The 13,256-nt window shown below is 62.7% G+C and carries 13 protein-coding genes; 11 read left to right on the top strand and 2 right to left on the bottom strand.

Going from position 1 to position 13,256, the window contains the following annotated elements:
• Window positions 1-21: 21 nt before the first annotated feature.
• The 10 genes from fliG to KFF05_12590 all read left to right on the top strand — a co-directional run bounded on the left by fliG (window position 22) and on the right by KFF05_12590 (window position 10,420).
• Window positions 22-1,041, top strand: a complete 1,020-nt coding sequence (gene fliG, locus KFF05_12545) for a flagellar motor switch protein FliG (protein UTW50768.1) — start codon at window positions 22-24, stop codon at window positions 1,039-1,041.
• A 20-nt stretch (window positions 1,042-1,061) separates the two neighbouring features.
• Window positions 1,062-2,246, top strand: a complete 1,185-nt coding sequence (locus tag KFF05_12550; GenBank protein ID UTW50769.1) for a hypothetical protein — start codon at window positions 1,062-1,064, stop codon at window positions 2,244-2,246.
• A 34-nt stretch (window positions 2,247-2,280) separates the two neighbouring features.
• Complete coding sequence (gene fliN / locus KFF05_12555; GenBank protein UTW50770.1) at window positions 2,281-2,649, top strand: flagellar motor switch protein FliN; 369 nt, start codon at window positions 2,281-2,283, stop codon at window positions 2,647-2,649.
• Between the two features lie 29 nt (window positions 2,650-2,678).
• Window positions 2,679-3,497: a MotA/TolQ/ExbB proton channel family protein gene (locus KFF05_12560; GenBank protein UTW50771.1), complete on the top strand. Its 819-nt coding sequence runs from the start codon at window positions 2,679-2,681 to the stop codon at window positions 3,495-3,497.
• 76 nt (window positions 3,498-3,573) lie between these two features.
• Window positions 3,574-4,920 carry a sigma-54-dependent Fis family transcriptional regulator gene (locus tag KFF05_12565; GenBank protein ID UTW50772.1) on the top strand — a complete coding sequence of 449 codons (1,347 nt, stop codon included), beginning with the start codon at window positions 3,574-3,576 and terminating at the stop codon, window positions 4,918-4,920.
• Window positions 4,921-5,024: 104 nt separating this feature from the next.
• A complete protein-coding gene (flhA, locus tag KFF05_12570; protein ID UTW50773.1) occupies window positions 5,025-7,193 on the top strand; it encodes a flagellar biosynthesis protein FlhA in 2,169 nt (722 codons plus the stop codon).
• A 31-nt stretch (window positions 7,194-7,224) separates the two neighbouring features.
• Window positions 7,225-8,274 carry a hypothetical protein gene (locus KFF05_12575; protein ID UTW50774.1) on the top strand — a complete coding sequence of 350 codons (1,050 nt, stop codon included), beginning with the start codon at window positions 7,225-7,227 and terminating at the stop codon, window positions 8,272-8,274.
• A 46-nt stretch (window positions 8,275-8,320) separates the two neighbouring features.
• Complete coding sequence (locus tag KFF05_12580; GenBank protein ID UTW50775.1) at window positions 8,321-9,109, top strand: hypothetical protein; 789 nt, start codon at window positions 8,321-8,323, stop codon at window positions 9,107-9,109.
• A 155-nt stretch (window positions 9,110-9,264) separates the two neighbouring features.
• Window positions 9,265-10,020, top strand: coding sequence for a hypothetical protein (locus KFF05_12585; protein UTW50776.1), 756 nt, complete (start codon window positions 9,265-9,267; stop codon window positions 10,018-10,020).
• 13 nt (window positions 10,021-10,033) lie between these two features.
• Window positions 10,034-10,420: a hypothetical protein gene (locus KFF05_12590; GenBank protein UTW50777.1), complete on the top strand. Its 387-nt coding sequence runs from the start codon at window positions 10,034-10,036 to the stop codon at window positions 10,418-10,420.
• Window positions 10,421-10,435: 15 nt separating this feature from the next.
• Here KFF05_12590 and KFF05_12595 read toward each other — a convergent pair whose 3' ends face one another.
• Window positions 10,436-10,879 carry a flagellar FliJ family protein gene (locus tag KFF05_12595; protein ID UTW50778.1) on the bottom strand — a complete coding sequence of 148 codons (444 nt, stop codon included), beginning with the start codon at window positions 10,877-10,879 and terminating at the stop codon, window positions 10,436-10,438.
• Window positions 10,880-10,908: 29 nt separating this feature from the next.
• On the bottom strand, window positions 10,909-12,294 hold the full coding sequence (gene fliI, locus KFF05_12600; GenBank protein UTW50779.1) for a flagellar protein export ATPase FliI: 1,386 nt from the start codon (window positions 12,292-12,294) through the stop codon (window positions 10,909-10,911).
• Between the two features lie 187 nt (window positions 12,295-12,481).
• On the opposite strand from fliI, the gene KFF05_12605 reads away from it, so the two are divergent.
• On the top strand, window positions 12,482-13,186 hold the full coding sequence (locus KFF05_12605) for a response regulator transcription factor (GenBank protein UTW50780.1): 705 nt from the start codon (window positions 12,482-12,484) through the stop codon (window positions 13,184-13,186).
• Window positions 13,187-13,256: the final 70 nt, after the last annotated feature.

The raw sequence follows: 13,256 nt of genomic DNA on the forward strand, positions 1-13,256 counted from the left end.
GGGGCAAGGAGAAGCAGGTCCATGGCCCGCATCAAGGACGACTACCGAGCCCTATCGGGCACCGAGAAAGCGGCGATCTTCCTGCTGTCCCTGCATCAGGACCAAGCGGCCATGCTGTTCGAGCGCATGGACGACGAGGAAATCCGCGAACTTTCCGCGTCGATGTCGTCGCTCGGCAACGTCCATTCCTCGGTCATCGAACGGCTGTTCGTCGAATTCGCCGACAAGCTGTCGTCGGCCGGCGGCCTGGTCGGTTCCATCGACGCCGCCGAACGCCTACTCAACGCGGCGCTGTCGGGTGAACGCGTCGATGCCATCATGGAAGAAATGCGCGGCCCGGCCGGCCGCACCATGTGGGACAAGATGGGCAACGTGAACGAAGCGGTGCTCGCCAACTATCTGAAGAACGAATATCCGCAGACCGTCGCCGTCATTCTGTCACGCATCCGCACCGACCATGCCGCCCGTGTGCTGGCCTTGCTGCCGGAAAACTTCGCCATGGAAGTGATCATGCGCCTGTTGCGCATGGAGGCCGTGCAGAAAGATGTGATCGATCACGTCGAACGCACGCTGCGCAACGAGTTCATGACCAACCTGGCGCGCACGGCACGGCGCGACAGCCACGAATTGATGGCCGACATCTTCAACTCGCTCGACCGCAACACGGAAAACCGCTTCATGACGGCGCTCGAAGAGCGCAACCGTGAGAGTGCGGAGCGTATCAAGCAGCTGATGTTCACCTTCGACGATCTGATCAAGGTCGACCCGGGCGGCATCCAGACCTTGCTGCGTCAGGTCGAGAAGGAACAGTTGGCGCTGGCCCTCAAGGGGGCGTCGGACGAGGTCAAGGACCTGTTCTTCTCCAACATGTCGGAACGCGCCGGCAAGATGATGAAGGAAGACATGGAAGCCATGGGCGCGGTGCGTCTGAAGGACGTGGACGAGGCCCAATCGGCCATCGTGCAGGTCGCCAAGAACCTGGCCGACAGCGGCGAAATCGTCATCGCCACCGGCGACGAAGAAGGCGAACTGGTATTCTAGGGCGCTGAAAAACAATGATAATGAAGGCAGAGATAGTGGGCGAGACCCCTTACAAGAAGTTCATGTTCGATACCGACTTCGACGAATTGGCGGAGCGGCGCGAGAAGGCTCGTGCCAAGGCTGCCGCCGAGGCCGCCATGCGCGACGCGGGCGAGCCGGAGCCGGAGCCCGAGCCTGAACCGGAGGCCCCCACCTATTCCGAGGACGACCTGGCCCGCGCCCGCGAGGAAGGCCTTGCCGAAGGCAAGCGGTTGGGCACGGAGGAAGCGTCGTCGACTGTCGACAAGCAGATCGCCGATACCCTGAATACAATTGCGCAGCAGACCCAATCCCTGTTCGAGGCCCAGACCGAAGCGAACGAAGGTCTGACCCATCACGCCATATCTGTCGCGGCGGCGCTGGTCCGCAAGCTGTTCCCCACCTTGAACCATCAGACCGCCCAGGATCAGGTGCAATCCATGCTCGAGACGGTACTCGGCCAGCTGTCCGGCGAGCCGGAAATCATCGTCCGCGTTCCGGCTGATCTTGCAGAATCCCTGCATGAACGCATCCAGGCCGTATCGGAACTGTCCGGGTTTCGCGGCAATATCAAATTACTCGGCGACCCAGGCCTGGCCGTCGGCGATTGTCGGCTGGAATGGTCGTCGGGCGGCGTGATGCGCAGCGCCAATGACCTGGCCCGCGAACTTGACGACATCGTTGCCCGCAACTTGAAGACCCCGGCGACGCCCGAGACCGACCCGGAACCGGCGACGGACACCGTGGACGCGCCGCAGGATTCGGCCTCGCCGGCCGCTGAATTGGAAAGCGCCCAACCCGTGGAAACGGTCACCGACGCCCCCCCGGAACCTGCCGACGAAATGACCGCCGACGCCGACGCGGGCAGCAGTCAGGCCGTCGAGCCGATGATCGAGGGCCCAGCGACACAACCTGAAACCGTGGAAACGACGGCTGCCCCGCAGCTGAGCCCGCCCCGCCCCTCCGATGCGGCTGCGGACGGCCCGCCGCCGGTTCCGTCGGAGGAAATCATGGCGGAGGTCGAGATTGCCGCACCCGCCGCGCCGGACAGCGAAGAAGACACGCATGCCCCCGTGCCGTCGGAAGACCTGATCACCGACGCGGCCCCGAAGGCACGCAGGACGACACATCCTCATCAAGCGAAGAAGCCGCGCCGGAGCCGAAACGGATCGGCGGGCGGATCTTGAACTCGAAGACGACCTGAAGGACTAGGAGAAAACCATGGCCGAAGACGATTTTGAACTGGGCGAATTCGTGTCCAACGGCGGTGACGGTGGTGAGGCCGCCGGCTCCGCGCCGACGGCAAGCCCCTCGGGCCTGCCGGAAGTCACCGATCTGCCCAAAAGCGCCCGTGACCTGGAAGCGGTCTACGATATCCCGGTGACGGTTTCCGCCGTTCTGGGCAAAGCGACCATGCAGGTCAGCCAGCTTTTACGCCTTGGCCGCGGCGCCGTCATCGAGCTGGACCGTAAGGTCGGCGAGGCCATCGACATCTATGTCAACAACCGCCTGGTCGCGCGCGGCGAGGTGGTGGTCGTCGAAGACCGTCTGGGCGTGACCATGACGGAAATCATCAAGACCGACCGCTAATACGGATCGGCCAGGAAAGACGACTGAAGATGGCGGAAGCAACACCCAACGCCGGCGGCCCACTGCGCAACAGGACCACCGTGGACATCGCCACGGTACTTGGTCTTGCCGTGGGTTTCGGGCTGCTTACCGCGGCAATCGTACTGGGCGGATCACCGGGGTCGTTCATCAATATCCCGTCGATCCTGATCGTCATCGGCGGCACTTTCGCCATCACCACCGCGAGCTTTTCACTGAACGAAATGCTCCGCACCCTGCGGGTCGCGCTGAAAATCTTCATCCAGGTCAACCGCAATCCGACGCGCGCTGCGTTCCAGACCCTGCAACTGGCCGAATTGGCGCGCAAGCAGGGTGTCCTGGCGCTGCAGAACGTGATGGGCGCCATTCAGGCGGAACCGGTTCTGCACAAAGGCATCGGCATGGTCGTCGACGGCACCCCCGGCGAAGAGGTCGAAGCCATCCTGCGCCGCGACATGCAGGCCATGTTCCAGCGCCATCAGAAAAGCATCAACGTGCTGCGCCGCATGGCCGAACTGGCGCCGGCCATGGGCTTGATCGGCACCCTGATCGGCCTGGTTCAGATGCTGGGCAATCTGTCGGACCCGGGCACCATCGGCCCGAGCATGGCGGTGGCGCTGCTGACGACCTTTTACGGCGCGGTGCTGGCCAACATGGTGTTCACGCCGATGGCCAACAAACTGGAACGGAATTCCGCCGACGAAGCCATGGTGAACCAGGTCTATGTCCTGTCCACCGGCTCGATCGGCCGTCAGGAAAATCCCCGACGCCTGGAAATGCTGCTGAACAGCATCCTGCCGCCGGAAAAGCGGGTTTCCTATTTCGACTAGGCCCGAAGATGGCCCCAAAGATGAATGAACGACACGACATGAATGACATGCAGATCAAAGTAGGGACAGAACGGTCATGAGGTTATTGATTATCGGTACGCTCGGCGGGCAAATCGGCGCCGCAAGCCAGATCGCGATGCAGAAGGGAGCCAAAGTCCAGCAGGCCGAAACGGTCGACCGGGCCCTTGATCAATTGCGCTCGGGACAAGGGGCGGACCTGATCATGATCGACGTGCATGCCGACATCGCGCGCCTGGTCTCCTCGCTGGAAAGCGAGCGCATCGCCCTTCCCGTCATCGCCTGCGGCGTCGGCAACGACAGCCAGGCCGCCGTCCGCGCCATCAAGGCCGGTGCCAAGGAATACATCCCCCTGCCGCCGGATGCCGAACTGATCGCCGCCGTCCTGCATGCCGTGTCGGAAGAACCCAGCACCATCGTCTACAACGATCCGGGCATGGCCGACGTCATCAAGATGGCCGACCAGATCGCCCCGTCGGAAGCCAGCGTCCTGATCACCGGCGCATCCGGCACCGGCAAGGAGATGATGGCCCGCCATCTGCATGCCAAAAGCCGCCGCAAGGACAAGACTTTCGTCGCCGTCAATTGCGCGGCGATCCCGGAAAACCTTCTGGAATCGGAACTGTTCGGGCATGAAAAAGGCGCCTTCACCGGTGCCGTGTCCCGTCGCGTCGGCAAGTTCGAGGAAGCAGACGGCGGCACCCTGTTGCTCGACGAAGTCTCTGAAATGGACCCGCGCCTCCAGGCCAAGCTGCTGCGCGCCCTGCAGGAACGCGAAATCGACCGGGTCGGCGGCGCCAAACCGGTAAAGGTCGACGTACGCATCATCGCCACATCCAACCGCAACCTGCAGGAAGAGGTCGCCAAGGGCACCTTCCGCGAGGATCTGTACTTCCGTCTCAACGTGGTCAATCTGGTGATGCCGTCGCTTTCCCGGCGGGAACAGGACATCCCCCTCTTGGCACGTCATTTCGTGAAAAAATATTCGGAAGCCAACCATATCGACGAGCGGCCGATTTCCGAAGGCGCCATGAGCAGGCTTATGGCCCACAGTTGGCCCGGAAACGTGCGCGAATTGGAAAACGCCATTCACCGTGCCGTGATTCTGGCGACCGGATCAGATATCGGGCCGGAGACCATCATGGTGTCGGGCACCCAAGGAGCACCGGCCGCCGGTATCTCCGACGCCGACATGGAAACCGCGGCCCTGGTCGGGCGCACCGTCGCCGACGTGGAGCGCGATCTGATCATCGACACCCTGCATCACTGCCTGGGCAACCGCACCCATGCAGCCAATATTCTGGGCATTTCCATCCGTACGCTGCGCAACAAGCTGCGTCAGTACAGTCAGGAAGGCTTTGCCGTGCCGCAACCGGGCGAAGCCGGCGCGGCGCCGGCCCCCTGATCCGGGACGCGAAACGGGTCGACCAAGGCATCCAATGAACGACGACAAGAAAATGCCGAAACGAATGACGACGGGAACGAACGATATGACGGCGGGAAACGGTAATGGCTGAGGCGACGCAAAGCGCCCCCGCGGCCGCCCGCACGGCCGCGCCGCGCGGCGCCCCGCAGTCGGGGCCCGAGGAAGAAGGCGATAACCCGTTTCAGGGCGTGATCGACCTTCTCAAGCGCGGTGACCTGATCTTCGCACTCGGCGTTATCGGCATCCTGGTGGTGCTGATCCTGCCCATGCCGACCTGGCTCCTGGATATGAGCCTGGCCTTTTCCATCACCTTCTCGGTGCTGATTCTGATGACGGCACTGTTCATCGAAAAGCCGCTCCATTTTAACTCGTTCCCCACGGTTCTGCTGCTGGCGACCATGATCCGTTTGGCGTTGAACCTGGCGTCGACCCGACTGATTTTGGCCGACGGTCACACGGGAACGGATGCTGCCGGTCAGGTCATCGAGGCCTTCGGCGGCTTCGTCATGCAGGACAACTTCGTCATCGGGATCATCGTTTTCGCGATCCTGGTCCTCGTCAACTTCATCGTCATCACCAAGGGTTCCGGCCGTATCGCCGAAGTCGCGGCACGCTTCACCCTGGACGCCATGCCCGGTAAGCAGATGGCAATCGACGCCGACCTGTCGTCGGGCCTGATCGACGAAGACGATGCCCGCGCCAGACGCAAGGAACTGGAGGATGAAAGCACCTTCTTCGGCGCCATGGACGGTGCGTCCAAGTTCGTGCGCGGCGATGCCATCGCCGGCCTTCTGATCACCCTGATCAACGTGTTGGGCGGCATGGTCATCGGGGTCGCGCAGAAAGATCTGTCGTTCGCCCAGGCCGCCGACATGTACACCCGCCTGACCGTCGGAGACGGTCTGGTCAGCCAAATCCCGGCACTGATTGTATCAACCGCCGCCGGTATGATGGTGACCAAAGCGGGTATCAGCGGCCCGACGGAAGCGACCCTGTTCCGCCAGCTCGGCGGCCAGCCGAAAACGCTCGGCATGTCGAGCTTCCTGCTGGTCGGCCTGGCAGCCATGCCCGGCATTCCCGCATTCCCCTTCCTGCTGCTGGCCTTTGTCACGGGCGCCATGGGCTTCATCGTGACGGCCCGCGACAAACGCAAAGCCGAAGAGGCGATTCAGGAACTTGAAGATTCCACGCCGGAACCGAGCAAAGCCGCGGAAGAGCCCATTGCGACGGCGTTGCGCATCGACTATCTGCGCCTGGAACTGGGCTATGGCCTGCTGTCGTTGATCAATTCGCCGCCCGAAAACGGCCAACGTCTGACCGACCAGATCAAGGCCCTGCGCCGGCAGTTGGCGTCGGAAATGGGTTTCGTCATGCCGTCCGTGCGCATTCAGGACAACATGCAGCTTCCCGCCAACACCTATGTCATCCGGGTCAAGGAGATCGAGACCGGGCGTGGCGACCTTCGGCCCAGCATGCTTCTGGTCATGGACCCGCGCGGTGAGGAAATCACCCTGGCCGGGGAAAAGACCATGGAGCCGACCTTCGGCCTTCCGGCCATGTGGATCGAGGAAGCCAACCGCGAAGAAGCCCTGTTCCGCGGTTATACGGTGGTCGATCCGGCAACGGTGGTAACCACCCACCTGACCGAGATCATCAAGGACAACATGGACGACCTGCTGAGCTATGCGGAAACGCAGAAGCTTTTGGATGAACTCGACAAGGAGCAACAAAAGCTTGTCGAATCCATCATCCCCGGCACGATCTCCCTGGGCGGTCTGCAACGGACGCTGCAGAACCTGCTGGCCGAACGGGTATCGATCCGCGATCTGCCGACCATCCTGGAAGGCGTCGCCGAAGCCTGCGCCGGCACCCGCAACGTGATGATGATCACCGAACATGTGCGTGCCCGTCTGGCGCGGCAGATTTCCGATTCCAACGTGAACGACCAGGGCTTCATTCCGCTGGTTACCCTGTCGCCACCTTGGGAACAGGCCTTCGCTGAATCGATCATCGGCCCGGAAGACGATAAGCAGTTGTCCATGGCGCCCTCGAAGCTCCAGGAATTCATCGGCGCGCTGCGCACCAATTTCGAACGGCAGGCGATGATGGGCGAAAGCCCTGTCCTGCTGACCAGCCCGGCCATCCGGCCTTATGTGCGTTCCATCGTGGAACGTTTCCGGCCGATGACCGTCGTGATGTCCCAGAACGAAATCCACCCCAAGGCCAAGATCAAGACCGTGGGGCAGGTGTAACGTACGGCAGAAAGCTACAGGAGAAACGATCATGCGGCTTCTCACATTCAAGGCGGCGAACCTGCGACAGGCGATGACCCTTGTGCGGCGCGAACTTGGCGACGAGGCGACCATCGTGTCTACTCAGACCAACCCGATCAGCGGCGAGGCGCGAATTGTCGCCGCCCGTCAGCAGGACGCCAGCGACCCCCGCCTGGGTCATGTCGCCATGGCGCCGGAACAGCGCTTTGACCAGGTTTTGGAAACCTTGCTGCTGCACGGTGTGCCGATGAACCTGGCCGACCGCCTGTCCCAGGCCGCCGCCGACATGGAACCGCGCACACCGATCGCGGCGCTGACCGGAACACTTGCCCTCGATTTCAATTTCGTACCCGTTGACGTAACCGCCGACAACCAACGCCTGATTCTGGTCGGCCCGCCGGGTGCTGGCAAGACGTTGGCCCTGGTGAAACTGGCCGCACGGGCGCTGATGGCGCGGCGGTCCGTGCAGCTTCTGACCACCGACCTGAAGCGTGCCGGCGCGGTCGAGCAGTTGACCGCCTTTGCCAAGGTCATGGGCCAGGAACTCTTCATCACTGAAACCGCCGAGGAACTGGCCCAATTCATGGCCCGTATTCCCAAGCGAACCGTGGTGCTGGTCGATTCTCCGGGGGTCAATCATCGCTCGCACACGGAAATGGACGGCCTGTTCGATTTCGTCAACGCCGCCCCGGCCGAGCCGGTGCTGGTTCTGAACGCCGGCATGGACGCGCTGGAAGCCGCAGACGTGGCCATGGCGTTCGGAGCCCTCGGCATCAAACGTATGCTGGTCACCCGCACGGATGCCACCGGCCGCATGGGGGCAATCCTGGCCGCCATGGAAAGCGCCGGACTAGCCTTGGCCGGAACCACCGGATCCGCCGATCCCATCGACGGTTTCTTCCCGACCGGCGCACCCGACCTGGCGGACCTGCTGTACGGTGAGGTTCTCAGCCTGAATGCGGAGCTTCCCTTGCGCGACCAGGAAGAAGACGTCGATCTGGAAGACCTGATCGACGACCATGAACGGATGATCAACGTCGCCCTTCCGGCCGAGGGCTGAGCCCTCCGGTCGCGGACGGCGGCAGCACAATTTGGGGGTCGCACCAATGTCGGAAATTTCCGCACCGCCGCCGCCCCCACCGGTGACGCCGACGGTCACTGCCCCCCTGCCGCCGCCGACCGCCATCACCCTGCCCCCGGCCCAAACCCAAATTTCCGTGCCCCAGGTGATCCTTGATGCCGCCCTGGGGGCGCGGTTCGATTTGCAGATCGCAAATGTCAGCCCACAGGGGCTTGCGACCCTCGAAGGCGCGGTCGGCAAATTGCAGTTGCAGTTGCAGGCCCTGTTGAACTTGAACCCCGGCGACAAGGTCACCCTGCAGTTGAACGGGCGCGGCCCGCAGCTTCAATTCATCATCGCCGCGATCAACGGGCAAAGCCCGGCCGCAGCACTACGCGCCGCGGCTCAATCCCTCCAGGCCGGCGCCCAGGCCACCACCGGCACGGCGGCACTCAACCTGCCGCCCTTCGCCGAAGGCAACAGCCTGATCGCGACCCTGCTGCGTCCGGCATCCGGGATTCCTGCGCACTTATTGCCCGCCATACCACCCGGCACCTCCGTGCCCGGCGGGCCCGGGGGAACGGGATCCGCTCTTATAGGCACGACGGGAACGAGCCCACTGGGCGGGCAACCCGCCCCCCCCGGCGGGCCTCTTTCCGAGACCACAACCGCCCCCCAGACCGCTGGTCCTTTCGGCCCGGGCCAGGCAGGGGCCTCCCCTTCTTCCACGCCTTCTCCGCAGGCCAACCCGCCCCAGACCTTGCCCGCCGGAACCCAGTTCACGGTTCAGATCACAACCCTGCAGCCCGCCCGCCGGGCGGGGCGGCCGCCCTGACCCAAACCCAAGGGCCGACACCGCCGCTTGCGGCCCTGGGGCAGACACTGACCGGAATCGTCAGCGGCACACAGACCGGTGGCCAAGCCATTGTCGAAACGCCGCTGGGCCCCGTCGCCCTGGCCGGCGCGACCCCGCCGCCCGAGGGGGCACGCGTGGTACTTACCGTAACCAGCGCACCGCTGCCTCCGGCGCAACCGGAACCGCTTCTCGACAACGCCCAATTGACGCTCCGCCAGGCCCTGTTCCTCGACCGTCATTGGCCAGCCATGCACGATGCGGTCGAAACCTTGGCACAGGCGGCGCCCAACACCGCACAACATCTCCTGCATGCGGTCTTGCCGCGCCCGGACGGCAACATGACGGCGAACATCATGTTCTTTCTGTCGGCCGTGCGGGGCGGCGATGTCCGCGCCTGGCTGGGCGACAATACCGTGCGGGTATTGCAGCGGGTTAACCTGGGATTGTTGGGCCGCATGCGTGAAGATATGGGACAGCTGTCGCGCTTGGCGGATGAACCGACCACCGGAGACTGGCGCATTTTCATGATCCCTTTCATGAATGGCGAACAGTTGGAACAGATCCGCCTGTTCACCCGCGCCCAAGCCGAGGATGACGACGACGCCGAGCACGGCCCCGGAACCCGTTTCGTGATCGACGTCACCCTGTCGAAGCTGGGACACATTCAATTGGACGGTCTGGTCGACACCACGCACCGGCGAATGGACATGGTGGTACGGTCGGACGCGCATTTACCCCCGGATATGCGCAACGATATCCGCCATCTTTATGAGATGTCAGGCGATATCACCGGGTTCCGGGGCGGCGTCGGATTTCAGGCGCAACCTGCCAATTTCATCTCGGTCGAACCCCCTGCCCCGGCCAAGGGCGGCGTTGGACTGGTCGTATAGGGAGAACGGAACCATGGATCTGTGGCAGCGGCGGGCTGTTCTAGCCCCGGCCCCCAATCCGGATCGCAACATCGATTTCGTGTCGAGCCTGAGCGGCCGGCTCACCGCGCTGGGCGGATCAATCGATGTCGCGCTACGCTACGTGCCTGACGCGCTGACCGTCTCGCCCGCCGCCTTCGCCGCCTACCTGCGGGCGTTGGAAGGCGGCGATTGGCCGTCCCATGAGAATCTGGCGACAACGATCCTGCAGGATGTCAGCAATGAACTGGTGCCGCGCTGGGTCCAGATCGTCACCCGCCGGGGTGCCGCGGATGGTGTGTCGGAACATAAAATTCTGGTCGAAGACCGTCAGCCGCAATGGAACAACGCGACCCTTCTGGCACATCTGCATTCGATCTGATCGAACGCCCGCGGTTTAACCCGCCGTACTGGCTGCCTTGCGACGCGCCGATTGGCGGCGATAGAGTTGCAGACCCAATTCGTCCAATTCGCCCTGTTCCCGGCGCGCTTCTTCCAGTGCCGCTTCGCGCTTACGAATTTCGTCGGCGACCTGATATTTCTTCAATTCCATGAAGGCGCGGCTGAGGATGTCCCGGGCCTCCAGGATTTCCGCCTCCTTGGCACGGATCTTCTGATCTAGAAGGCCACGCCGATAACGGAACAGGTTGTAGTAGGCGCCAAAAGTGATGCCCATTTCGCTGGACCCGGCAAGCGCCTGTTCGCGCTTCAATTCGGTCTCCAGATCGCGAACCTGCTGATCCAGTTCATTCAGCCTGCGGATATGCTGGCCAAGCTCGCGCCGCCGTTCATCGACGGTCCATTCATGCAGGCGGATCAGGTTCTTCAGACCGGCGGCCATGGGGTTTTGATGTCTCCGTCAGGTCCTGGTCACGCCGCCGGGGCCGCGCCGCCGGCAGGCGCCGCAGCCGCATGTTGCGGTTCGGGTGCAGGCATCTCAAGGGTTTCCGCCAGCAGGCGGTAGCAACTGTCGAGGTCCGTGACGTCACTGATTTCCTGGCCCAGGAATTCTTCAATGGCGTCATAATATTTGATCGATTCATCGACCTTGGGATCCGAGCCGCGGCGATAGGCACCGAGACGGATCAGTTCCGCCATGTCTTCGTAGACGGACAACAGTTGCCGCGCGCGGACGACCAAGGCGTTCTGTTCCGGCGTGTTGCAGGCCGGCATGGTTCGGGACACGCTGCGCAGGATGTTGATGGCGGGATAGCGGCCCCGCTCGGCGATCGCGCGGTCAAGCACGACATGGCCGTCCAGGATGCCGCGCACGGCATCGGCCACGGGCTCGTTATGGTCATCACCCTCGACCAGCACCGTGAACAATCCGGTCACGTCGCCCTGCCCCTGACGACCGGGTCCGGCGCGTTCCAAAAGCCGCGGCAACAGCGCGAAGACGGAAGGGGTATAGCCCTTGGAGGCCGGCGGTTCGCCCACGGCCAAGCTGATTTCCCGTTGCGCCATGGCGACACGGGTAACGCTGTCCATCAGGCACAGCACGTTGGCGCCGCAGTCACGGAAAAATTCCGCCACAGCCATGGTCATAAAGGCCGCCTGCCGGCGCACCAGGGGCGGTTCATCCGAGGTTGCAACGACAACCACGGAACGTTTCAGGCCTTCTTCGCCCAGATGATCCTCGATGAACTCGCGGGCCTCGCGGCCGCGTTCGCCGACCAAGCCGATCACGCTGACCTCGGCGTCCGTGTTGCGCGCCATCATGGACAGCAACGTCGATTTTCCGACCCCGGACCCGGCGAAAATGCCGAGCCGCTGCCCGCGACAGCAGGTCAGGAAAGTGTTCATGGCACGCACGCCGAGATCGACCTTGCCGCCGATCCGTGAGCGTTCGTGGGCGGGCGCCGGTACCGTGTGGATCGGATAAGGGGTCGAACCGGTGGGCAGCGGCCCCTTGCCGTCGATCGGTCGACCGAAGGCGTCGATGACACGGCCCAGCCAGGCCTCAATCGGATAGATGACCGGCTCCGACGCGCCGACCTCGACCTTGCAGCCCATGCCAATGCCGTCGACAGCGCCGAACGGCATGACCAGCGCCTTGCCGTCGCGGAACCCGACGACCTCGCAGGGAATTATGCTGCCGTTCTTGGTGGTGATGTCGCAATGGTCGGAAACGGAGACCGCGCCCTGAAGGCCCTCGACCTCGACCAACAGACCGACGATGTTTGCGACCCGGCCAAAGTAAACCTGCCCGGTGTGCCGGTCGACTTCATTCAGAATGTCATTGACGAACGTGTACAAGCGCTTTGACCGCGAATCCGAATACCGTTTTTATTGCCTGACCATACTATCACGGACAACGGTTGATGGAGTGTTAAGCCTCTGCTTAATAACGAAATATTCCTGGGGACAGTCCGTCAACTTGCGCCGATTCGCCCCGGAGGTTATGGTTAACAAAGGTTAATGCGTCCGATTAAGGAGGCCGTTCATGCGTGTGCTGCTCGTCGAAGACGATCCCTCGACCCAGAAAAGCGTCAAGATGATGCTTGAATCGGCCAACATGGTCGTCGATACGACCGACCTGGGCGAGGACGGGTTAGAGATCGGAAAGCTCTACGATTACGACATCATCGTGCTCGATATCATGCTGCCGGATATGGACGGGTTCGAAGTCCTGCGCCGGTTGCGCGATTCCCGGGTCAACACCCCGGTGTTGATCCTGTCGGGCCTGGGTGAATCGGAAAGCAAGGTCAAGGGGCTCGGCCACGGCGCCGACGATTACCTGACCAAACCCTTCATCAAGGAAGAACTGATGGCCCGCATTCAGGCCATCGTCCGGCGTTCCCAGGGCCATGCCCAGTCGATCATTCAAACCGGCCGCCTGATGGTCAATCTGGATACCCGGACAGTCGAAGTCGACAGCCAGCCGATCCATCTGACTGGCAAGGAATACGGCATTCTCGAGCTGCTCAGCCTGCGCAAGGGCACGACGTTGACCAAGGAGATGTTTCTCAACCATCTCTACAATGGCATGGACGAGCCCGAATTGAAGATCATCGACGTATTCATCTGCAAGCTGCGGAAGAAGCTGTCGACGGCGACCGGCGGCGAGAATTACATCGAAACGGTCTGGGGACGCGGCTACGTGCTGCGCGATCCGGAACCAACGCAAAAGGCGGTTGCCAACGGCTGACGCCCGGGCAGCATCCTTAAAGGTTCACCGAACAAGAGGCGGGACATTCCCGCCTCTTTGTTTTTGGGAT

This window comes from bacterium SCSIO 12827, assembly GCA_024397995.1.
Classification (GTDB): domain Bacteria; phylum Pseudomonadota; class Alphaproteobacteria; order Rhodospirillales; family Casp-alpha2; genus UBA1479.